At 63.6% G+C, this 19,869-nt stretch carries 21 protein-coding genes and 1 tRNA gene; 15 read left to right on the top strand and 7 right to left on the bottom strand.

Features of this window, described 5'->3' with window-relative positions; all coding sequences use genetic code 11:
- Window position 1: 1 nt before the first annotated feature.
- Window positions 2–937: an NAD(P)H-dependent glycerol-3-phosphate dehydrogenase gene (locus Q4G24_RS07045; protein ID WP_303365804.1), complete on the bottom strand. Its 936-nt coding sequence runs from the start codon at window positions 935–937 to the stop codon at window positions 2–4.
- Complete coding sequence (tsaD, locus tag Q4G24_RS07040) at window positions 934–1,998, bottom strand: tRNA (adenosine(37)-N6)-threonylcarbamoyltransferase complex transferase subunit TsaD (RefSeq protein ID WP_303365803.1); 1,065 nt, start codon at window positions 1,996–1,998, stop codon at window positions 934–936. Before tsaD ends, Q4G24_RS07045 begins: the two co-directional genes overlap by 4 nt.
- An 87-nt stretch (window positions 1,999–2,085) precedes the next feature.
- On the opposite strand from tsaD, the gene Q4G24_RS07035 reads away from it, so the two are divergent.
- From Q4G24_RS07035 to Q4G24_RS07020, 4 genes are all read left to right on the top strand, one after another.
- Window positions 2,086–2,823: a uroporphyrinogen-III synthase gene (locus Q4G24_RS07035; RefSeq protein WP_303365802.1), complete on the top strand. Its 738-nt coding sequence runs from the start codon at window positions 2,086–2,088 to the stop codon at window positions 2,821–2,823.
- A gap of 70 nt (window positions 2,824–2,893) precedes the next feature.
- Window positions 2,894–4,351: a hypothetical protein gene (locus Q4G24_RS07030; RefSeq protein WP_303365801.1), complete on the top strand. Its 1,458-nt coding sequence runs from the start codon at window positions 2,894–2,896 to the stop codon at window positions 4,349–4,351.
- 11 nt (window positions 4,352–4,362) lie between these two features.
- Window positions 4,363–6,171: a heme biosynthesis HemY N-terminal domain-containing protein gene (locus tag Q4G24_RS07025; RefSeq protein ID WP_303365800.1), complete on the top strand. Its 1,809-nt coding sequence runs from the start codon at window positions 4,363–4,365 to the stop codon at window positions 6,169–6,171.
- Between the two features lie 93 nt (window positions 6,172–6,264).
- Window positions 6,265–6,340: transfer RNA gene (locus Q4G24_RS07020), tRNA-Thr, on the top strand.
- A gap of 41 nt (window positions 6,341–6,381) precedes the next feature.
- On the opposite strand, the gene Q4G24_RS16615 is transcribed toward Q4G24_RS07020, so the two are convergent.
- Window positions 6,382–6,573, bottom strand: a complete 192-nt coding sequence (locus Q4G24_RS16615; protein ID WP_368660928.1) for a helix-turn-helix domain-containing protein — start codon at window positions 6,571–6,573, stop codon at window positions 6,382–6,384.
- A gap of 251 nt (window positions 6,574–6,824) precedes the next feature.
- Entirely contained in the window at window positions 6,825–7,037 is a 213-nt protein-coding gene (locus Q4G24_RS07015; protein ID WP_303365799.1) for a DUF2312 domain-containing protein, read from the bottom strand.
- On the opposite strand from Q4G24_RS07015, the gene Q4G24_RS07010 reads away from it, so the two are divergent.
- The 10 genes from Q4G24_RS07010 (at window position 6,972) to Q4G24_RS06965 (ending at window position 14,271) form a co-directional block, all read left to right on the top strand.
- On the top strand, window positions 6,972–8,723 hold the full coding sequence (locus Q4G24_RS07010) for a PLxRFG domain-containing protein (protein WP_303365798.1): 1,752 nt from the start codon (window positions 6,972–6,974) through the stop codon (window positions 8,721–8,723). The genes Q4G24_RS07015 and Q4G24_RS07010 overlap by 66 nt on opposite strands.
- An 81-nt stretch (window positions 8,724–8,804) precedes the next feature.
- Entirely contained in the window at window positions 8,805–9,050 is a 246-nt protein-coding gene (locus Q4G24_RS07005) for a hypothetical protein (protein WP_303365797.1), read from the top strand.
- Window positions 9,047–9,781 carry a hypothetical protein gene (locus Q4G24_RS07000; protein ID WP_303365796.1) on the top strand — a complete coding sequence of 245 codons (735 nt, stop codon included), beginning with the start codon at window positions 9,047–9,049 and terminating at the stop codon, window positions 9,779–9,781. The genes Q4G24_RS07005 and Q4G24_RS07000 overlap by 4 nt, the downstream gene beginning before the upstream one ends.
- Window positions 9,778–10,143, top strand: coding sequence for a hypothetical protein (locus Q4G24_RS06995; RefSeq protein ID WP_303365795.1), 366 nt, complete (start codon window positions 9,778–9,780; stop codon window positions 10,141–10,143). Before Q4G24_RS07000 ends, Q4G24_RS06995 begins: the two co-directional genes overlap by 4 nt.
- A complete protein-coding gene (locus Q4G24_RS06990) occupies window positions 10,133–10,474 on the top strand; it encodes a hypothetical protein (protein WP_303365794.1) in 342 nt (113 codons plus the stop codon). The genes Q4G24_RS06995 and Q4G24_RS06990 overlap by 11 nt, the downstream gene beginning before the upstream one ends.
- On the top strand, window positions 10,471–10,953 hold the full coding sequence (locus Q4G24_RS06985; RefSeq protein WP_303365793.1) for a hypothetical protein: 483 nt from the start codon (window positions 10,471–10,473) through the stop codon (window positions 10,951–10,953). The genes Q4G24_RS06990 and Q4G24_RS06985 overlap by 4 nt, the downstream gene beginning before the upstream one ends.
- Window positions 10,943–11,683: a glycoside hydrolase family 108 protein gene (locus Q4G24_RS06980; protein WP_303365792.1), complete on the top strand. Its 741-nt coding sequence runs from the start codon at window positions 10,943–10,945 to the stop codon at window positions 11,681–11,683. Before Q4G24_RS06985 ends, Q4G24_RS06980 begins: the two co-directional genes overlap by 11 nt.
- A gap of 2 nt (window positions 11,684–11,685) precedes the next feature.
- Entirely contained in the window at window positions 11,686–11,886 is a 201-nt protein-coding gene (locus Q4G24_RS06975) for a hypothetical protein (RefSeq protein WP_303365791.1), read from the top strand.
- Window positions 11,883–12,098, top strand: a complete 216-nt coding sequence (locus Q4G24_RS06970; protein WP_303365790.1) for a hypothetical protein — start codon at window positions 11,883–11,885, stop codon at window positions 12,096–12,098. Before Q4G24_RS06975 ends, Q4G24_RS06970 begins: the two co-directional genes overlap by 4 nt.
- Before the next feature lie 301 nt (window positions 12,099–12,399).
- The gene (locus Q4G24_RS06965) at window positions 12,400–14,271 is read left to right on the top strand and encodes a calcium-binding protein (protein ID WP_303365789.1); all 1,872 of its coding nucleotides are present in this window, start codon (window positions 12,400–12,402) and stop codon (window positions 14,269–14,271) included.
- Window positions 14,272–14,345: 74 nt separating this feature from the next.
- Here the strand turns inward: Q4G24_RS06965 and Q4G24_RS06960 are convergent, their stop codons facing one another.
- Both Q4G24_RS06960 and Q4G24_RS06955 read right to left on the bottom strand, forming a co-directional pair.
- Complete coding sequence (locus Q4G24_RS06960) at window positions 14,346–15,509, bottom strand: site-specific integrase (protein ID WP_303365788.1); 1,164 nt, start codon at window positions 15,507–15,509, stop codon at window positions 14,346–14,348.
- A gap of 484 nt (window positions 15,510–15,993) precedes the next feature.
- Window positions 15,994–17,382: a coniferyl aldehyde dehydrogenase gene (locus tag Q4G24_RS06955; protein ID WP_303365787.1), complete on the bottom strand. Its 1,389-nt coding sequence runs from the start codon at window positions 17,380–17,382 to the stop codon at window positions 15,994–15,996.
- A 76-nt stretch (window positions 17,383–17,458) separates the two neighbouring features.
- Between Q4G24_RS06955 and zapE the strand changes: the two genes are divergently transcribed.
- Window positions 17,459–18,550, top strand: a complete 1,092-nt coding sequence (zapE, locus tag Q4G24_RS06950) for a cell division protein ZapE (RefSeq protein ID WP_303365864.1) — start codon at window positions 17,459–17,461, stop codon at window positions 18,548–18,550.
- A gap of 6 nt (window positions 18,551–18,556) precedes the next feature.
- Here zapE and Q4G24_RS06945 read toward each other — a convergent pair whose 3' ends face one another.
- Window positions 18,557–19,831, bottom strand: coding sequence for a folylpolyglutamate synthase/dihydrofolate synthase family protein (locus Q4G24_RS06945; RefSeq protein ID WP_303365786.1), 1,275 nt, complete (start codon window positions 19,829–19,831; stop codon window positions 18,557–18,559).
- Between the last annotated feature and the right edge of the window lie 38 nt (window positions 19,832–19,869).

Below are 19,869 nucleotides of genomic sequence, written 5' to 3'. Positions count from 1 at the left end.
GTTATTCCTCTTTCAAAGGTCGGTTCAGCAGGGCTTTCATCGCGTCTTGCACCGCCAGATCGCCCGCCGCAAGCCGCGCAACCATGGCCGTTACCGGCAGGTCAAGGCCACGCGCATCAGCCAGCCGGGCGGCGGCGCGGGCGGTGGCGGCACCTTCGACGGTAGTGGCGGGATCAAAGGGCTGGCCCGCGCCAAGTGCCGCGCCAAAGCGAAAGTTGCGCGACTGCGCCGAGGTGCAGGTCAGCATCAGATCGCCAAGCCCCGACAGGCCGGTCAGCGTCTCGGGCCGTGCGCCAAGCGCCCCGGCCAGCCGGGTCATCTCGGCAAAGCCGCGGGTGACGATGGCGGCGCGGGCGCTGTCGCCAAGGCCCGCCCCGATGGCCGCGCCCGCCGCAATGGCGATGACGTTTTTCAGCGCCCCGCCAAGCTCGGCCCCGGTGACATCCGTCGTCCGGTAAAGACGCAGCGTGGGGGTGGACAGTTTGTGTTGCAGATCGCGGCCCCGGTCCGCGTCAGCGCAGGCCAGCGTCAGCGCGGTGGGCAGGCCCCGTGCAATATCGGCAGCGAAACTTGGCCCGGTCAGCACCGCGACGGTGGCCTGCGGGCAGGCCGCCGCGATCAGCGCCGAAGGCCCGGTCAGGTCGTGCAGGTCGATCCCCTTTGCGGCCGAGACCAGCGCCCGCCCGTCAAGGCGGCTGGCCTGATCGGCCAGAAACCCACGCAGGGTTTGTGCCGGCAGCGCCAGAATCACCAGCGGCGCGGTCACGCAGTCCAGATCGTCGGTGACGCGGATCGTATCGGGCAGGCGGACGCCGGGCAGGCGTGGGTTTTCGCGCGCCCAATCGGTGCGGCGGCCCCAGAGCGTCACTGGCCCCTTTGCCGCCAGCGTTACCGCCAGCGCGGTGCCGAACGCGCCTGCGCCAAGAACAGCAATCATGCCTTTGCCCCTTTCTTGCCAGACCCGAGCATTGGCGCGGCGCTTTGATCCAGCGGCCAGCGGGGGCGGGCGGTCAGCGTCATGTCGTCGCGCTGGCCGTTCTGGAACGCCTCGATCCCGGCCCATGCAATCATCGCGGCGTTATCGGTGCAAAGCCGCAGTGGCGGGGCGATGAAACGCGCGCCGGTTTCGGCGGCGACGGCTTCCAGCGCGGCGCGGATGGTCTGGTTCGCGGCGACACCGCCGGCAACCGCCAGCACCGGCGCGGGGCGGGCGTCCAGTGCGCGGCGGGTCTTTTCCGCCAGCACCGCAGCCACCGCCGCCTGAAATCCGGCGCAGAGGTCGGCGCGGTCCTGCTGATACAGCCCGCCCTGCGTGGCCACCAATTGATCCCGTGCCCGCAGAACGGCGGTTTTCAGCCCCGAAAACGACATATCGCAACCGGGCCGGTCCAGCAGCGGGCGCGGCATCGGGAACCGCCCGGCGTCGCCTTCTGCCGCGCAAGCCTCGACCGAGGGGCCGCCGGGTTGCGGCAGGCCCAGCATCTTGGCGGCCTTGTCAAAGGCTTCGCCCGGCGCGTCGTCGATGGTGCCGCCAAGCCGGGTGAAATCCTGCGGTCCGGCGACATGCAAAAACTGGCAATGCCCGCCCGAGACCAGCAGCATCAGATAGGGATAATCGACCGCATCCGTCAGCCGGGGCGTCAGCGCATGGCCTGCAAGGTGGTTCACCCCGACCAGAGGCAGCCCCGATCCCGCCGCCAGCCCTTTGGCCAGCATCACCCCGGCCATGACGCCGCCGATCAGGCCCGGCCCGGCGGTTACGGCGATACCGTCCAGATCTGCCAGCGCCAGCCCGGCCCGCTCCAATGCCTGCGCTACGCAGCCATCCAGCTTTTCCGCATGGGCGCGGGCGGCGATTTCCGGCACGACGCCGCCGAAGTCCGCGTGCAGCGCCGTCTGTCCAGCCACGACCGAGGCCAAAATCGTGCCATCCGAACGCACCACGGCGGCGGCAGTATCGTCGCAACTGCTTTCAATACCAAGAAAGGTCAGGGTCATAGCGGGCGGATCATCTGGCCGGGATTGATTGTTGCGGCCAAGCTGGCCAGTCTGGCGCAGGCTATCACCCGGCGAAAGGAAATGCCAATGCCCGCTCCCTCAAAGGTCGCCGCCACGATCTTGCTGACCCGCCCGCAGGCGGCTTCGGAACGCTTTGCGGCGCGGCTGAAGGGGCTGGCCGTTGTGATCTCGCCCATCCTGCGGATTGTGCCGGTGGACCATGACGGCGCGGCGCTGGCGGCGGCGCGGGGGCTGGTGTTCACGTCGGAACATGCGGTGGCAGCAGCGGGACCGGGACGCGGGCGGGTGGCCTATTGCGTGGGGCCTCGGTCCGGTGCGGTCGCGCGGGCGGCCGGATTTCAGGTAATCGAAGGCCCCGGCGATGCAATCCGGTTAGAGCCGATCCTGCAAGCTGCGTTGGAACAAGGGATAGAGCTGATCCATCCGCATGGTCGCCATATCGCCCGCGATCTGCCGGTGTCGGGGATGGTGGTCTATGACCAGATGCCGGTGCCGCTGAACGACCGGGCCTGCGCCCTGCTGAATGATCCTGCGGCGCGGGTGATCCTGCCGCTGTTTTCGCCCCGCTCTGCCACGCTGCTGGCGCAGGCGGCGCAAGATGCCGTGCAAGGGGGGGCCGTGCAAGGCGCTGGGGCGGCGCTGGAACTGGTGGCGATCAGCCCGGCAGCGGCGGCTGCATGGTCGGCCGCATGGGACGGTCCGGCCTTGCCTTGCCGGGTTGCGGCCACGCCGGATGCTGACGGGCTGCTGGCACCGCTTTTGGATGTTGCGGGGCGCGGAACAAACCCGTTCACGATGGGTTGAGGCAGGGGCCGCAGGCCGCTAGATTGGCGCTGCGGCGCAAGGATGGGCGCAGAAGCAAAGGGGATTTCGCGTGCAGGACAAGGATCAGACGGCAGCCGAAACCAGCGATTCCCCGGCACCCGAGCAAAGACCGCTGCCGGTTTCGGGGTCCGTTATCAGTTCGGCCCCGGTTCAGGCCGGGCAGGGTGCAGCCGCAACCGGCACCGCAAAGATCGAGCCTGCCGATTCGTCGCTGATCGGTCAGGGCGGCCTGCCCGCTGCGCAGGTCAGACCGGCAAAGGATGCCAAGGCCGCTACAGAGGCGGATAAACCGGCCGTAAAACCCGCTGAACCGGCACCCGAGGTGGACAAGACCATCGCCACCGTTCCCCCGCGCATGGCGGAAGCTCCACGCCAGACCACGGTTATCAAGCGCACCGGCTTTGTGCCGACCTTCCTTGGCGGCGTTGTGGCTGCGGGGCTTGGGGCCGGGGCGATGTATTACGCCATTCCGAACCTGCCCGAAGCCTGGCGTCCCGCCGCCGCGCCGATAGAGCAGGTCGATGCGCAGGCGATCACAGATCAGGCGGTTTCCGCCGCGCAGGAGGCCGCAACTCAGGCAGCCGCGCAGGCTGCCAGTCAGGTTGCGGCGCAGGCGGCCCGCGCCGCGCTGGCTGATCTGCCCGCGCCTGCGGCTGCCGAAGCTGACCCGGCTCTGGCCCAGCAGGTGCAGGCGCAGGCCGACGAAATTGCGGCGCTGAAATCCACGCTTGAGGCTGCCGCCAATGCCCCCGCGGGTGAGGCTGTCCCGGCGCTGCAACTGGCGGCGCTGGAACAATCGTTGAACGATATGCAGACCCGCTTGCAGGATCAGGCGCAGCAATTGACCGAACTGGCGGCACGCCCCGCCCTTGATCCGCAGGCGGCAGAGCGCCTTGCCGCGCTGGCAGGGGCCGCCGAAGCCACGCAGGCGCAGATTGCCGCCGCCGCACAAGAGGCCGAATCCCGCATTGCCGAAGCCGAGACCGAGGCCGCCCGGTTGCAGGCCGAAACCGCTGCTGCGGCCAATGCTGCCCGGGCTCAGGCTGCGGTTGCGCGACTGCACGGGGCGCTGGCCGAGGGGGGCGACCGGGCCGCACCGCTGGCCGATCTGCAAGCCGCCGGGGTGGAGGCCCCCGAGGCGCTGACGGCGGCGGATATTCCCTCGCTGACCGAGGTTCAGGCTGGTTTCGATCAGGCCGCGCGTGATGCGCTGGCCGCCGCGCTGCGGGACAATCCGGGCGGTCAGGGGGCCACCGGAATTATCGGAAACTTTCTGAAAGCACAGACCGGCGCGCGTTCCGTGACCCCGCGCGAAGGCGATGATCCCGATGCCGTGCTGTCCCGCGCGGGCGCGGCCGTCAAGGCTGGCGACATCGCCGCCGCCATCGCCGGAATCGAAACCCTGCCCGACAGCGCCAAAGCCACCATGTCCGGCTGGCTGGACGGCGCCCGCCGTTATGCTCAGGCTCAGGCTGCGCTGTCCGGCCTGTCCGCCCCCGCCAATTAAGAGGATCAAAAATGCTGTTATCCCTGCTGAAGATCCTGTTTTTTTTCGCGGTTGTGCTTGGCGTCGCGCTTGGTGCGATGAAAGCGGCGCAATATGGTCATCCGCTGCAGCTGACCTATGACGGCACCGAATACACGCTTGGCCCGATTCAGGCGCTGGTGGCGCTGGCGGTGCTGCTGGTGCTTGGCTGGCTGCTGCTGCGGCTGGTCGGGCTTGGGGTGGCGATCCTGCGCTTTGTCGCCGGGGATGAAACGGCGCTGAACCGCTATTTCCACCGTCGGCGCGAGCGCAAGGGCTATGAGGCGCTGTCCGAAGGGATGCTGGCGATTGCCTCGGGCGAGGGCAAGCTGGCGCAGGACAAGGCGTCCAAAGCCGCGAAATACCTGTCAAAGCCGCATATCACCGACCTGCTGGCCGCGCAGGCCGCCGAGGTTGCGGGCGATCAGAAAACCGCCGAACGCGTCTATCGCCGCCTGCTGGGCGACGACCGCACCCGCTTTGTCGGGATTCGCGGTCTGATGCGGCAGGAACTGGCCAAGGGCGACACTCACAAGGCGCTGCTGCTGGCGCAAAAAGCCTATGCGCTGAAACCGCGTCACGGCGAATTGCAGGATACCTTGTTGCAACTTCAGACCGCCGAGGGCGACTGGAAAGGTGCGCGCGCCGTGTTGAAGGACAAGCGTCGTCAGGGCGAGATGCCCAAGGATGTCCACATCCGCCGCGATGCGGTTCTGGCGCTGAAAGAGGCCAGCGAAGTGCTGGATCAGGGCGACAATATCAGCGCACAAGAGGCCGCGATTTCGGCGGCGGCGGCCTCGCCCGACCTGATTCCGGCGGCGGCGCTGGCGGCACGGGCCTATATCGCCAAGGGTGATGCGAAACACGCCGCCCGCGTGCTGGAAAAAACCTGGTCGGTGCGCCCGCATCCCGATCTGGCCGCCGCATATGCGCAGATCGTGCCGGATGAGACCCCGACCGCCCGCCTGCGCCGCTTTGACGCGCTGATCCGCAAGAACCCGGATCACGAGGAAAGCCATTTGCTGCACGCCGAACTGTTGCTGGCCGCCGAGGATTTTCCCGCCGCGCGCCGCGCGCTTGGCAATCTGGCCGAGGTTCACCCGACCACCCGTACCCTGTCGATCATGGCGGCGGTCGAGCGTGGCGAAGGTGCCGATGACGCCGTGGTGCGTGGCTGGCTGGCCCGCGCCCTGACCGCCAGCCGCGGCCCCCAATGGTGCTGCGACAAGTGCCATAACGTCATGGCCGAATGGGCGCCTGTCTGTGATTCTTGCGGGGCTTTTGACACGTTAACCTGGCGTGAACCCGATGACAAACGCACGGCGGCGACTTCGCCTGCGGCCTCGGCGGCGATGCTGCCGCTGCTGGTCGGTGGGCGTGAGGCTGCCGTGGTTGCGGCGGCGGATGATGCTGATGTGACCGGACCTTCGGTCACGGCGGTTCAGCCGGAACCCGAGGTCGCGCCCGCTCCCTCAAAGCCCACCCCCGAAAAGCCTGTGCTTGAGGCGGCTTCGGCACCGGGTCATGTCGCGCCAGAGCCGGTTCCGACGCCGGTGCCTGCGTCCAAACATCACCGCGAACGCCCGTTCGATGTGGCGCATGTCGCCCCCGGCATGGTGCCGCGCGAATCGGATTACACGGGCGCACCGTCGCGCACCGTGACCGACCCGGAACCCGTGTCCCGCAAACAGGCCAGTGCGCCGGTGCTGACCGCCGAGGCCGCGCCGGTCGAGATCGACGACGCCCAACCAATCCGCCCGGATGTCGAGCCTTTGGCGCATCACGGCAAAAATGATGACTGAGGTTCTGGGCGGGCGCAGGAAAAATGCGCTCGCCCCCTTTTCCCCCGCGTCGGAACCTGCTATCCGGCGCGGCACCAGGGGAAACCTTGGCTGGCCGGTGTAGCTCAGCTGGTAGAGCACGTCATTCGTAATGATGGGGTCGGGGGTTCGAGTCCCTTCACCGGCACCAGACCTTATTGTAAATAAACAATAAATCGTCTGTGTTGACCCTTAGTCCCCCATCTGGTCCCCCAAGCTGACAATGACCTTTTCAACGTCAACCGCCCGAACAAACGCCATGTTTCCGCGCTTGTGAATCACAAGCAACCCCTGATTCGCCCAACGGTAAAGCGTGGACCTGTGGATCCCGAACACCTGCTGAACCTGAAATGGCCTGATGAAGATCGGAAGCGGTGCACCCATATCAACGCTCCAGCACTGCGGCCCACAGGCCAACCGCTGCGATAACGGCGGCCCCAGCAATGCCTGCGGCATCCATCTTTGCGTCCGCCGCATGGGCCAGCCACCCCGCGATAAAGAAATTGCGTGGCTTGGTCGCATCACAGCCTCTCAATCGCCACGAAGAAAGCCGCGATTATGAGAGCGCCGCTTACTAGGATCCACGTTATTTTCGGCGATAAGTCGCTCCAACGCTTGATTTGACAGGTCAGTCATCACTCCATCCCCAACGCTTGCTTATACATTTCCAAAATCGCTTCTTCTTCCGCGATGTCGTCGTGGTCGCGCTTGCGCAGGGCGATGATCTTGCGGATGGCGACGGTCGAATAGCCGCGCGCCTTGGCCTCGGACATGACCTCCTTTTGACGCTCGGTGATGTCAGCTTTCTCGGCTTCGAGCTGCTCGTATTTGGGAAACAAATCTTCCATGGCTCCCACCAGCTTGCTCGTCTGCGGCACAGTCTGGATATGGATGAGGCGCTCAATGATGCGGCAGAAGAAGCTGCCGCCAGTGCCAACCCGGAGCGCGCGGGATTCGTGGTCGAGGAAATGCGCAAGCGTCACCAATTCACCATGGCGCCCACCAGCAATCAGTTTTCCACCGCTGCGACCAGTTTCGGGTTTGTCTGGTATCTTGGCATGTCCCCTGCCGCCGCGCTGGTCAACATCAGCCAGACCACGCTGATCGGTGTCCCGGTCATGTCGCATCGCTTTAAGAAAGCGGGCGTCACCGGGTCCGTGGGTGAGCTGACCAGGGCGCTGCGCGATTTTGCTGATGGCAAAGGATGGGCGGACAAGTCGGCACGCCTGACTGTCGATGAAAAGGCTGCGATGGCCGCAGCTTATCGTAAAGGCACGGTGGACAAAACCCAATCGCACGATCTGTCGTCTGTCGCAGAATCCGGCATCGAATACAGCCCGGTCCGGCAGATGGTTATGGAGAAGATTGGCTGGATGTTCCACCATGCGGAACGGCTGAACCGCGAGGTGACGTTTCTTGCCAATTACCGGCTGTTGCGCAAGGAAGGAATCGGCCATGAAAGTGCCGTCGAGGAAGCCTCGGCACTGACATGGAAGATTCATTACGATTATCAGAACAGCAGTCGCGCCCGCTTCATGCAGGGCGACATTTTTAAGGTCGTATTCTTGTTCCGGTCCTATACCGTCAACACGCTGTGGCGGTTGTTCCGCGATGCTCATCAGACCTTCAACGGAGCCAGCAAGGAAGAACGTGCCGAGGCTCGCCACCAGTTGATCGGCATCACCCTGTCCATGATGGCTCATGCCGGGATTCGTGGCACATGGGGCTATGGCCTGCTGATGATGCTTCTTGGCCTGTTCTTCCCCGGTGGTGAGGACGATGCTGAGAAATGGTTGGAAAATGCCCTGCTGATGGAAGGTGATGACCCCGGCACGGCGGCATGGAACTGGATCATGGGCATGGCGCTGAACGGTGCGCCGGGGCATGTAACCGGCATCGACCTGACCCAGCGCATCGGTATGCCGAACCTTTGGTTCCGCGACTCTGGCCGTGATCTGGAAGGCGAGGACATGTGGAACCACTTTGTTAATGACATGCTTGGTCCGGTGGCCGGTATCGCTTCCGGTGCGATCAAAGGCGCGTCCATGATGAAGCGCGACACCATGCGCGGGATCGAACAGATGGTGCCTAAATTTGTCCGTGACCCGCTACAAGCTGCCCGGTTCTGGTTTGATGGGGCGCGGACCCTGAATGGTGATCCGCTGATCGAGAACATGAACCCGCTGCAAGTTCTGTCCAAAGCCAGCGGCTTCACCCCGGCGCAACTGACCGAACGCTACCGCGTCAACAACCGGATGAAGAACGAGGAAAAGCGTATCACGGACGAGCGCAAAGATATCCTCCGGGCCGTAACCGATGCGCTGCGCGAAGGCAGGCCGATACCTGATAATGTCATGGAGAGAATCAGCCGCTACAATGTCACCTATCCCATGAACGCGATTAAGGCGGAGACGATCCGGCAATCTTTGCGGGGCAGGCTGCGGGCTAGTGCTCGCAACGAGTTTGGAATCAGCCTGAACCAAAAGCTGAATCAGACGATCCGGGACAATCAGGCACCGATGATCTATAACTAGCGCGCCGCCGCATGATCTGGTAGAAGGGTGACGAACTGCGCATAGGATTTGCGCTTCTCAACGGTTTGAGAGGCAAATCCTATGGCTCATTATCCCACGACTCAGGTGTCTTTCTCTGGCTGGACGGCGCTTCCCGTGCCTACGGGCGGCGTCATCGTTCAGTGCCAGTTGGCACCTATCCGCATCACCGTCAGCGATAATCCCGACAATGCGCTTGGGCTGGTTTTGCAGCCGGGGCAAGCGGTCGAACTGGCCGCTGGTCAGAAGGCCCATATCCGCCGCGCCGAAGGCATGGGCGCGGTTGCCGTTATGGAATCGCTGGCATGAAGTTGCGGCGCCTTGATCTTGGCTTGGACAGGCTTTTGTCGAAAGGCACGCGTTCCATTGCCCCGCCCGAACCTGCTGACCCGTTCCCGCTGGCACTGTTCGGCGATGCCCCTTATGCCCATTATGCGGCTGAGGATGCTGGGGCGACTTGGACCGCCCGCCACGGGCTGCCGCTGGTCATGGATAGGTCTGGTGATCCGGTTGTGCGGGGCGGCTGGCTGGACTGCGCTGCGGGGTGTTACGCCGCCACGCGGGAGCCTTGGCCGCGAGAAACCGCGTTCGAGCTTTGGGCGCTGTGTCAGCCTTCCAGCGTGATGCAGCGGGCGTTTTACAACGGGCCGTTGGTTTTTAACAACAACCCGGTTTCGTTCGGTTTCCGCTTGCCCGACGCGGGTGTTTACAGCGGCAACACCATCCGTGCCTATGATCTGCCGTCCGCCAGCGGCCCGCGCAGTTACGCATGGGCCAAGGCCGAGGGTATTGCCAACATGAGCCTGTCGATGACCGTCCATGTCGCAGGGCAGCAGGTCACGGCGCTGGCCTCGACCGGGGACCGGCAAACCAATGCGTCGGGCGATACCTTCGTGATTGGCGGCGAAGCGAATGCAACCGGTCAGATCATTGCTCGTTCTGGCCTGATCGTCCGCGATGTCCTGCTGAAAATCGGTGGGACGCTGACCGATGCGCAGCGCACCGCCCTTGAAACCTATGCACAAGCGAGGCTGGCATGAACAACTTGCTGATCGAACTGTTTACCTCGCCCGCCGCCGAGACCGAGGCTGAACCATGGGCAACCCGGTTTTGTGCGCATCAGGGACTGGCCGCGCTGGTCATGCTGGTGCTGGTCGCGGCTTTGGGCGTCGAATTGGCGCTGATCATCTCGCTGGCCGCCTATGCGATCTGGGAAACCGGACAGGGGCTGACAGTGCGCACGGCGCCGCTGTGGTGGGATTGTGCGCTGGACTGGTGTGCCTGGGCGCTGACCTCATGGGGGATTGCATGGCTGCTGTGGGGTCAGCCTTGGGCTGCCAGCGGTTGCGGGCTGGCCTCGCTGGCGGTGCTGACTGTCGGGGTGTGGCGACGTGCCGGATAATCCAAACACATGGCTGATGGTGATGCGCGAAACCGGGCAAGTGTTCGGGGCTTGGCTGGCGGCTGCGCTGGCGGTGGTGGTCAAGCTGCTGCTGTCGCCGTCGCTGTCGCTGCGTCGGGCGCTGGGCACCGCTGCGGCTGCGCTGCTGGCCGCATGGGTCGGCACGGACCCGGTTTGCCATATCCTCGGCTGGGAGGGCGAGCAGATGCGGACGCTGGCCGCCGCGCTGCTGGCGCTGACCGGGGAAAACATCGTCCGGCGCATCCTCGATCTGTCCGACAACCCGGCGCAGATCAAGGCGCTGTGGGACATCTGGCGGGGGCGCAAATGAAGTGGGGTAGCATCCTGACCGGCGTCTGGCTTGGTGTCCTGATCGTGCCTGCGCTCGACAGCCTGACGCCCATTCGTGAGACATCAGCCTATCGGGCCGCAACCGGGCGCAGCCCGTTCGCCGGTGTAACCGTCACCAGCATCGAGGCATCCGGCCCCACGCTGGTGGTCAGCGGCCACATGGTCAAGCGGCGTTGCGAGTTCTTGAGCCTGTCCGCTTATGTCGAGCGCAACGGGGCGTGGGAACGGGCATGGGTCGATACGTCCGGCGAGGACGCCTCCCGCCCGGTCGGCAACCGCTCACCCGGCGGTCAGTCATGGGGGCCTTGGGCTGTCCGCGTGACCCCGCCCGGCCCGACACCGGATCAGTGGCGCATCTGGGCACATCACCGCTGCCCCGAAGATGGCGGGCTGACCCAATCCAATCTGTTTGCACAGGGGCCGTGGCCCCAAACATCACGAGGACATGATGCACGATAATTTTGACGCCGCGTTGGCCGAAGTGCTGGCCCATGAGGGCGGCTATGTCGATCACCCCAAAGATCCCGGCGGGGCCACGAATATGGGCATCACCCGCGCGACACTGGCGGCGTGGCGAGGCCGTGCGGTCAGCAAGGCCGAGGTCAAGGCGCTGACCCGTGCCGAGGCGTCGCAGATTTACAAGGCCCGCTATTGGGATGTGGTCAAAGGCGACAACCTGCCGCGCGGCGTCGATCTGGTGACATTCGATCCTGCCGTGAACAGCGGCACCGCGCGGGGGGCGCGATGGTTGCAGCAGGCGCTTGGTGTCACCGCTGACGGCAAGATCGGCCCCGCCACGCTGGCCGCCGCCAACCGGGCCGACCGTGTGACCACGATCAAGCAAGCCTGTGCCAACCGCATGGGCTTCCTGCGCGGTCTCGGGACGTGGGCGACCTTTGGCCGTGGCTGGTCCCGCCGTGTCGCCAGCATCGAGGCGCGGTCCGTGCAGATGGCAGGCGGTGCCATTGCCGTGGAAGCCGCAGACGCCAAGGCCAAGGCGCAGCGCGAGGATGCCGCTGCCGGTGGGGCCGCTGCCGGTGGGGTGGGCTTCACGTTGGTCGATCTGCCTGCCGCCGCGCAATGGGGGCTGGTCGCCCTCTGCGCCGTCGCAATTATCGTCCTGGTGGCCCGCAGCCGCCACGACCGCAACCGCGCCGCCGCCTATGCGGCACTTGTTCAGGAGGAATAATCATGGGTCTCTATATCCGCATGATCTTGTATTTCGTTTTTGGCAACCTGTCCGGCCTTGGCTTCGGGCTGGCCTTTGACGCTGACACCGGGATTGTCTCGATACATGTCGATCAGATCGTTAGCGTTGCGACCGGGGCTGCCGGGTTCGTTGCAACATTCATCGCCGGGCGCTGGGCCAAGGCGCGGGGTGGCGCGACGTGACCGGGCTGATCTGGGCTGCTGGCGGGGCTATTGCCTCGCTGGTCGCACTGCTGGCGGCATGGCGGGCCGGACGCAAGGCGGCGCGGGACGAGGCGCAAGCGCGCGCCGAACGTGACTATATCATCACCCGCCAAAGGATGGACGATGCGACACCTGATCTTGACGACGACGCTGTTCTTGAGCGCCTGCGCGACCGCGCCGATCAGCGATAGCGCCATCTGCGACGGCACCCGCGCCAGTCGCAGCGCCTTAGCCGCAGCCTTGGTCGAGGACGGCGGCCCCGCATCCCGCCGTGCCGGTCTGCGCCTGATCCAGCAGGTCGATGCGGGGTGTTTCTTGCATCGGCCTAAGGTTACAGCGAAGGCAGACAGCTTCGAAGGGATTGCGCCTTTCTGACCCCGCGCCATCGCTCCATCGGCAAGATTCCGCTTGACCAAGGTGGTAAGCGCGAGTCACGGTCCTGTGGCCACAGATGGCTTGCAAGTCACTTATCAGCTAACAGGAAGTTCAGCGATGTCATACGAACCCGTCGAAGACCTGCCCAATAATGATGTGTTATATAGTGTCCCGGTTAGTGGGAAGACCTTTGTTATAAGGGTTGAGGATAAAGATAGAGCAAGATCTGGCGGCAAGGAGGATGACACCTTCCATGCAAGCACTGATGGAACGTGGGCGAAGCAAATACACTTATACGGTCAGGCGGGTAATGATACCTTCAACCTAGATTTAAGCGTTCCAGGTGCGAGTGTTATTCAACAAGGACATCATGTTTTCGGAGGTGATGGTTCGGATAAGTTCAGGTTTATTAATGCTGCTGCGACACGCGGAACCTTGGTCGGTCGTTTGGATGATTTTGACCCGCGCAGTGATGAAATCTGGATTGATGGCCAGAAGCTGGACCTACAGCGCCCCGACCTGATTTCGGGGTTGCGGGTGGATATTGTTGAATATCAAGGTCAGCAATGGTTGGAAATCAGGAATGATGTCGGTGGTCGTATTCTTTATGCCCTTGAGGGGGCGCGGCGTTACTCTGGCATTGTGAATGGACGATCAGAGGAGCCTCATTTCTTGGAGCCGAACCACGATCTCCCAGATGTTTTGCCTTCCGTAACTTATCGTTCGGCATACAATCAGATGCCTGATGAAATCATTGATGCCTACTTGTCTGAGAGTCGGACCCGTGTACCAGAGATAAGCGAACATGCGAATGTTGTTGGGACAGATGAGGATCAGCTGATTGTGACGCAACGCGGGAACGATCTCATCCGAACTGGTAATGGTAACAACCTTGTTCGCGCTGATTTCGGTGATGATACCGTTTATGGCGGAAATGGTCACGATGCGATTGAAGGCTACAAGGGTTTTGATTTGCTCGATGGTGGCGGTGGCAACGATAGCCTCTGGGGTGGCGTTGACAACGATACGTTGTATGGCGGCGATGGTGACGATTACCTGCACGGCGGTAGCGAGGATGATGTCCTGTATGGCGGGAACGGGAATGATCTATTGGATGGTAGCACCGGGGACGATAGCTTATTTGGGGGTGCTGGTAACGATACGCTGATCGGTGGTGCAGGAAGCGATCTTCTGGATGGCGGGGCAGGATCAGATTGGGTGGATTATTCTGCATCTGATGAGGTCGTTGTGGTGAACCTTGCGACTGGCGCAACGGCTGGCGCTGCCAGTGGTGATAGGTTCGTCAGTATTGAGAACCTGCGGAGTGGTGCTGGTCACGATACACTGACCGGTAATGGCGCTGCCAACATTCTTGAAGGTGGTGCGGGTAATGATTGGCTTTATGGCGGCGGTGGAAATGATACACTGCGCGGGCAAGCTGGGGACGATATTCTCATTGGCGGTGCCGGGGCTGATAATCTGAATGGCGGGGCAGGCCGGGATACCGCGCACTACGGAACGGCCACAGAAAGAGTTGTGGTTGACCTTCGGAATCCTTCCGCAAATACGGGGGATGCAAAAGGTGACGTTTATATCAGCATTGAGAACATAACCGGGTCACGTTTCGATGACTGGATCAGGGGTGATGAAGGGAACAATATCCTGAACGGTGGTGCCGGAAATGACACCATCATTGGTGACAAGGGCAATGATGTCATGATTGGTGGTGCCGGTGCGGATGTGTTCATCTTTGGCACACGTGGCGGTATAAGCCGCATTGCAGATTTTGAAGATAACGTTGATAAGCTACGCTTGTTTGATGAGCTGCAATTGAGATCGTTCACGGATGTTCAGAAAATTGCCCGTAGCGAGGATGTCAACGGGGATGGTAAGGCTGACTTGATTCTTGAGTTCTCCAAGGGTGTCAATGAAGTGACCATTTTGGACTTCACCATTGACCAGCTAAAAGACGATCTGATCTTTGGGTGAAATGTAGAGGGGCAGCACAAGGCTGCCCCTTTTTATGTTTTTGCGGTGGCAATGCCTTGTCAGCATAGCGGCTCTTATTGTCCGGTCACATAATCCGCCCACGCCTGCATGACGGGGCGGCGCTGATCCAGCAGGTCGGATCTGGCATAGCTGCGCTCGACCTTGCTGCCGATGGTGTGACCAAGGATGGTTTCTCGCACGTCCCAAGCGCAAGCCTGCGTGTCCTGTGCCCATGTGCTGAAACTGGTGCGAAAGCCGTGCGGGCGGCCTGCTTCACCTATCCCGTTCAGGGCTTTGGTCAGGGCGGTTGAACTGATCGGACGGCCTGTCGAGCCGGGGAACATGGCTCCATCCACGGCAAATGGCTGGATGCGGTTGGCGATAGTTTGCGCCTGTTCGGGTAAAGGGACGCTGAAATCCCGAACTACAGATACCCGGCCCTTGATCCTGTCTGCCGGAACCGTCCATATCCCGCCGTTGATCTCGGCCAGCCGTGCGCCCCGGCATCCATCTGAACGCACAACGGTCAGGATGATCCAGCGCAGGCAGTCACCCGCCACGGTATCCGGCAGGGCTTTATAGAGTTCCGGGAGGCGCTGCCATGGTGTTGCCTCGATATGCTGATCGATATGGCGGACCTCGCCAAGCATCCGGGCGGCGGCATCGGCGATAACCGGGTCGCATCCGTAACCAAGCAGTTTGCCTTCGGTCAGGACAACGCGGGTTCGTCGCCATGCCTTCAACGCGGTTGGGTGCTTGGTCTTCCAGATCGGACGCAGGGCGTCGGCCAGATCGTGTTGCGTGATCTCTGACATGCGCTTTCGCCCGATATGGGGTAGGACATGCTGCTGCAACGGGCTGAACCAGCGGCCCCGGTCGCCACCACCGCGCAACCCCTCGCGCTTTGCTTCAAGCACGGCTTGCGCTGCCTCCGCGAATGTCGGGTCGATGCGGCTTCGATCTTCGGCCTCTTTGGCGCGGGCGGCGCTCCTGATTTCGATGGGATCGCGCCCCGTGGCTAGTTCTGCGGCCCATCCATCACGGGCTGCCCGTGCTGCGGCCAATGAGACGGTGGGCCAAGCGCCAAGCCCCATTTCGCGCCGTCGACCGAGGTGCGAGTATCGGTAAACCCACTTGCCATTATCCCCGGCCTTGACCAGTGTCAGACCGCCGCCATCAAACAGCTTGCCATCACCGGCCTTTTTGATGGCCACAGCGGTCAGAACATTCTTTGCCATCCAGTCCCCCAGATAGTCCCCCAATTGATGCCCCGCTTTGCGGGAATCCGGCGCGACGGGATGCGACACCGAAACGCCTAGCTTGCTGGATTTTATGCGGGAATCTGGAACGCAATGCAACGTCATGCGTCATTGGTCCGGTGCCCTCTGCCGGCACCAGATCTCCTTGAAAGCAGGAGATAATTTGCAATCAATGGCATCTGTCCCCTTCTCAGCTCTCCATTTGCGAATATCCGCCCCATATCGGTGACGCAGGCTTGTATGGGGGTGAGCCAAACGGGACAAACGCTTGATCTGCCAAACCTGCCCATACTTATCCGCAGCCCCTCTGCCCTTGATGCATCCCTTTCAGCAGGTTCCGCCGTGGTTTTTCATAGAAAATACGGTGGCGTTAGGGGTTTCTTCATAGGTTTGTGGTCATAAAGGCGAAAGGGAATCGCTTTTATGGGGGACGAAATACAGCAAGCCAGCAGAACAGGCGGGTTTAACGCCCGATCATTGCCTTCATCACCGCCTTGAACCGTGCGCCATAGGGGGGCGCGATCAGTCCGGCGGCGTTCAGGCGCGATTGCCGGAACACGGGTTGCAGATGCGACAGCCGGTCAAACCCGGCTTGGCCGTGATAGGCGCCGATGCCGCTGTCGCCCACGCCGCCAAAGGGCAGGCTGTGTTGGGCAACATGCATGATCGTGTCATTGACCGTCACGCCCCCGGCCACGACCGAGGTCAGCAGCAGTTCGCGCGTCTCGGCATCATCAGTGAAGGGGTAAAAGGCCAGCGGGCGCGGGCGTGCGGTGATATGGGCCACGGCGTCGCGCAGGCTGTCATAAGGGATCACCGGCAGGATCGGGCCAAAGATTTCCTGATCCATGACCGGCCCGGCAGCATTGGTCAGCGCCACCGGCGGCAGCAGGCGGCTTTGCGGGTCCGGCTCGGCGTCGGACAAGGGGTGGATGCCTGCGCCAGCGTCACGGGCCTGCGTCAGCCAGTCATTCAGCCGGTCGTATTGGGCGGCGTTGATGATGCGGGTGTAATCGGGGTTGCGGGCCAGCTTGGGGTAGTGCTTGCCCACCCATGCGCGGGCGGCGGCGATAAAGGCGTCCTGCTGGTTGCGCGGCAGCAGGACGTAATCCGGCGCGATGCAGGTCTGACCCGCGTTCAGCATCTTGCCCGCCATGACCCGCGCCGCCGCATGGTCCAGCCGTGCATCTGGCGCGATCAGCACCGGGGATTTGCCGCCAAGCTCCAGCGTGACCGGGGTGAGGTTCGGGGCCGCTGCCGCCATGACCTTGCGCCCGATATTGGTCGAGCCGGTGAACAGCAGGTGGTCAAAGGGCAGGGCAGTGAAATCGGCCGCGACCTCGGGGCCGCCGGTGACGCCGGTGACTTCATCAGGGGCAAAGCTGCGGCTGATGGCGTCGGCAAAGGCTTCGGCAAAGGCCGGGGCGTGTTCCGACAGTTTCAGCATGGCGCGGTTTCCGGCGACAAGCGCGCTGGTCAGCGGCCCTGCCGACAGCATCAGCGGATAGTTCCACGGTGCAACGATTCCCACTACGCCAAGCGGCATCGGGTGCAGCGCCGCCCGTGCGGGCTGGAACCACAGGCCAACACCCGCGCGGCGCTGGCGCATCCAGCCACGGCCTTTGTGGCGGGCATCGCGGATGCCATCCAGCACCGGGAACACCTCGGCCAGATTGGTTTCCGCCGCCGGGCGCTGACCGAAATCCTGCGCGATGGCCTTGGCAAAGCGGTCGCGGTTCTCGCGGATCAGGGCCTCCAGCCGGTCCAGCCGGTCCTTGCGCGTGGGCCAGTCCGGCAAGGGGGTTGCGCGGCTGGCGGTGCGGATCGCGTCAAAGCGGCTTTGCAGGGTCATGGGGGCCTCCTGTTTGGGGCAGGTTAACAAGGCGATGGCCCTTGCACCAGCCGCCGTGATCTGGCACGGCGCGCGTATGAAAACCGTCAGCGCAATTTACGAACAGGCCGCCACCGAAGGCCGCCTGACCCCAGATCCCGGCCAGCGGGCCGTGCTGCCCGCAATGGATGCGGTGATCGCCCGGCTGCGGGCAGCAGAGCAGACGCCCGCACCGCAAACCGGGCTGTTGTCGCGGCTGTTTGGCCGGACGGAGACCGCCGCGCCGGATACGCGCGGGCTGTATCTGTGGGGCGGCGTCGGCCGGGGCAAGTCCATGCTGATGGATATGCTGATGGCTGCTGCGCCGGATATTCCCGCGCGTCGGGTGCATTTTCATGAGTTTATGCAGGAAATCCAGGCCGGGCTGAACGCGGCCCGGCTGCGCGGAGATCCTGATGCAGTGCGCCCGGTTGCCAATGCGGTGGCGGATCAGCTCCGGTTGCTGTGTTTCGATGAGATGCAGATTACCGATATTGCCGATGCGATGATCGTGGGCCGCCTGTTCCAGATCTTGTTCGAGCGCGGCGTGGTGATCGTCACGACCTCGAACCGGGTGCCGGATGATCTGTATAAGAACGGGCTGAATCGCCAGCTTTTCCTGCCTTTTATCGCGCTGATCCGTGACCGGATGCAGGTTGTCGAGCTGTCCAGCCCGCGCGACCACCGGCAGGACCGGCTGGCCGGGGCGCAGGTCTGGTTTACCGGGTCGGGGGCGCGGGCGGCCATGGACGTTCGCTGGAACCAGATGACAGCGGGCGATCAGGTTGCGCCGCTGCTGCTGGAGGTCAAGGGCCGCAGCGTCACGCTGCCGCTGCATGATGCGGGCGTGGCGCGGGCCGGGTTCGCGGATTTATGTGGCCATGCGCTTGGCCCGGCGGATTATCTGGCGATTGCGGCTGCGGTGGATGTGCTGTTCATCGACGACATTCCCCGTCTGGACCGCGCCGCGCAGAATGAGGCCAAGCGTTTCGTGACCCTGATCGACGCGCTGTATGAGGCGAAGGTTCGGGTGCTGGCCAGTGCCGAGGCCGAACCAGAGGCGCTTTATCCCGCCGGCGAAGGTGCCTTTGAGTTCGAGCGCACCGCCAGCCGGTTGCGGGAAATGCAGGATGCAAACTGGGGGCGCTGACCCCTGCTAACCGTTTTCCCGCAAGACCTGACCGGCCAGATAAAGCGAGCCGCAAATCAGGATGCGGCAGCCGGGATATGTGGCGGCAAGCTGTTGCACCGCCTGCATGACGCTGGCGGCTTGCATGACCGGTAGTCCGACCGAAGCGGCGGCCGCAGCGGTATCCGCGGCGGGCAAGGTGTTCGGCTCTTCGGGGATTTCCACGGCTGTCAGGCTGTCGGCCACACCAGCCAGCGGGTGCATATAGCCTGCGACGTCCTTGGTGTTCAGCATCCCGCAGATCAGATGCGTAGGGCGTTTGGGCATGGCGACCAGCGTTGCCGCCACCGCCTGACCGCCCGCCGGGTTATGGCCGCCGTCCAGCCAAAGCTCGCAGCTTTCCGCCGCCTGCACCAGCGGGCCGTGGCGCAGCCGTTGCATCCTTGCGGGCCATTCGGCGCGGGTCATGGCGGCGCTGGCCTCGGGCGCGGCAAAGCCAAGTTCACGCAAGGCCGCGATGGCTGTGCCTGCGTTCTGGATCTGATGCGGGCCGGGCAAGACGGGCAGGGGCAGGTCCATCAGCCCGCGTTCATCCTGCCAGATCAGGGCGTCGCCTTCCCGGGCGCAGGTCCATTGCTGACCATAGGCGAACAGCGGCGCACCAAGCCGGGCAGCGCGGGCCTCGATGACCTCAAGCGCCGTATCCTGTTGCGGGGCGAGGACGACAGGGACGCCACGCTTGAGGATACCGGCCTTTTCGCCCGCGATCTCGGGCAGGGTCTCGCCAAGATATTGCGTATGGTCGATGCTGACCGGGGTAATGATGGTCAGGCGCGGGTGGTCCACTACATTGGTGGCATCCAGCCGCCCGCCAAGGCCGACCTCTAACAGCGTATAATCGGCGGGCGCACGCGAAAAGGCGAGGAAAGCGGCGGCGGTGGTGATTTCGAAAAAGGTGATCGGGGCGCCGGCATTGGCGGTTTCGACCTCGGCCAGCGTGGCGGCAAGGTCGGCGTCGGAAATCAGCTCTCCGGCCAGCCGGATGCGTTCATTGAAGCGGGCCAGATGCGGCGAGGTATAGGCGTGGACGCGCTTGCCCGCCGCTTCCAGCCCGGCGCGGATCATGGCCTGCGTGCTGCCCTTGCCATTGGTTCCGGCGATATGGATGACCGGCGGGATATGATCCTGAGGGTTGCCGAGCGTGGCCAGCAGCCTGTGCAGCCGGTCCAGCGACAGGTCGATCACCTTGGGGTGCAGGTGCATCAGGCGATCAAATATAGAGTCAGTGCTTGGCATCGGCAATCGACCGGGGGGCGCTGCCCCCGGACCCCCGGGATATT

Origin of the sequence: Paracoccus sp. (in: a-proteobacteria) (assembly GCF_030538695.1) — a bacterium.
Taxonomy (GTDB): domain Bacteria; phylum Pseudomonadota; class Alphaproteobacteria; order Rhodobacterales; family Rhodobacteraceae; genus Paracoccus.
Note: the sequence above shows the minus strand (reverse complement) of the source record. Positions and strands in the feature narration are given on the sequence as shown.

Coding starts and splice junctions, on each gene's coding strand:
- Q4G24_RS07045 (WP_303365804.1), bottom strand. CDS start 937: ATGATTGCTGTTCTTGGCGCAGGCGCGTTCGGCACCGCGCTGGCGGTA.
- tsaD (WP_303365803.1), bottom strand. CDS start 1,998: ATGACCCTGACCTTTCTTGGTATTGAAAGCAGTTGCGACGATACTGCC.
- Q4G24_RS07035 (WP_303365802.1), top strand. CDS start 2,086: ATGCCCGCTCCCTCAAAGGTCGCCGCCACGATCTTGCTGACCCGCCCG.
- Q4G24_RS07025 (WP_303365800.1), top strand. CDS start 4,363: ATGCTGTTATCCCTGCTGAAGATCCTGTTTTTTTTCGCGGTTGTGCTT.
- Q4G24_RS16615 (WP_368660928.1), bottom strand. CDS start 6,573: ATGGGTGCACCGCTTCCGATCTTCATCAGGCCATTTCAGGTTCAGCAG.
- Q4G24_RS07015 (WP_303365799.1), bottom strand. CDS start 7,037: ATGGAAGATTTGTTTCCCAAATACGAGCAGCTCGAAGCCGAGAAAGCT.
- Q4G24_RS07005 (WP_303365797.1), top strand. CDS start 8,805: ATGGCTCATTATCCCACGACTCAGGTGTCTTTCTCTGGCTGGACGGCG.
- Q4G24_RS07000 (WP_303365796.1), top strand. CDS start 9,047: ATGAAGTTGCGGCGCCTTGATCTTGGCTTGGACAGGCTTTTGTCGAAA.
- Q4G24_RS06995 (WP_303365795.1), top strand. CDS start 9,778: ATGAACAACTTGCTGATCGAACTGTTTACCTCGCCCGCCGCCGAGACC.
- Q4G24_RS06985 (WP_303365793.1), top strand. CDS start 10,471: ATGAAGTGGGGTAGCATCCTGACCGGCGTCTGGCTTGGTGTCCTGATC.
- Q4G24_RS06980 (WP_303365792.1), top strand. CDS start 10,943: ATGCACGATAATTTTGACGCCGCGTTGGCCGAAGTGCTGGCCCATGAG.
- Q4G24_RS06975 (WP_303365791.1), top strand. CDS start 11,686: ATGGGTCTCTATATCCGCATGATCTTGTATTTCGTTTTTGGCAACCTG.
- Q4G24_RS06965 (WP_303365789.1), top strand. CDS start 12,400: ATGTCATACGAACCCGTCGAAGACCTGCCCAATAATGATGTGTTATAT.
- Q4G24_RS06960 (WP_303365788.1), bottom strand. CDS start 15,509: ATGGCAAAGAATGTTCTGACCGCTGTGGCCATCAAAAAGGCCGGTGAT.
- Q4G24_RS06955 (WP_303365787.1), bottom strand. CDS start 17,382: ATGACCCTGCAAAGCCGCTTTGACGCGATCCGCACCGCCAGCCGCGCA.
- zapE (WP_303365864.1), top strand. CDS start 17,459: ATGAAAACCGTCAGCGCAATTTACGAACAGGCCGCCACCGAAGGCCGC.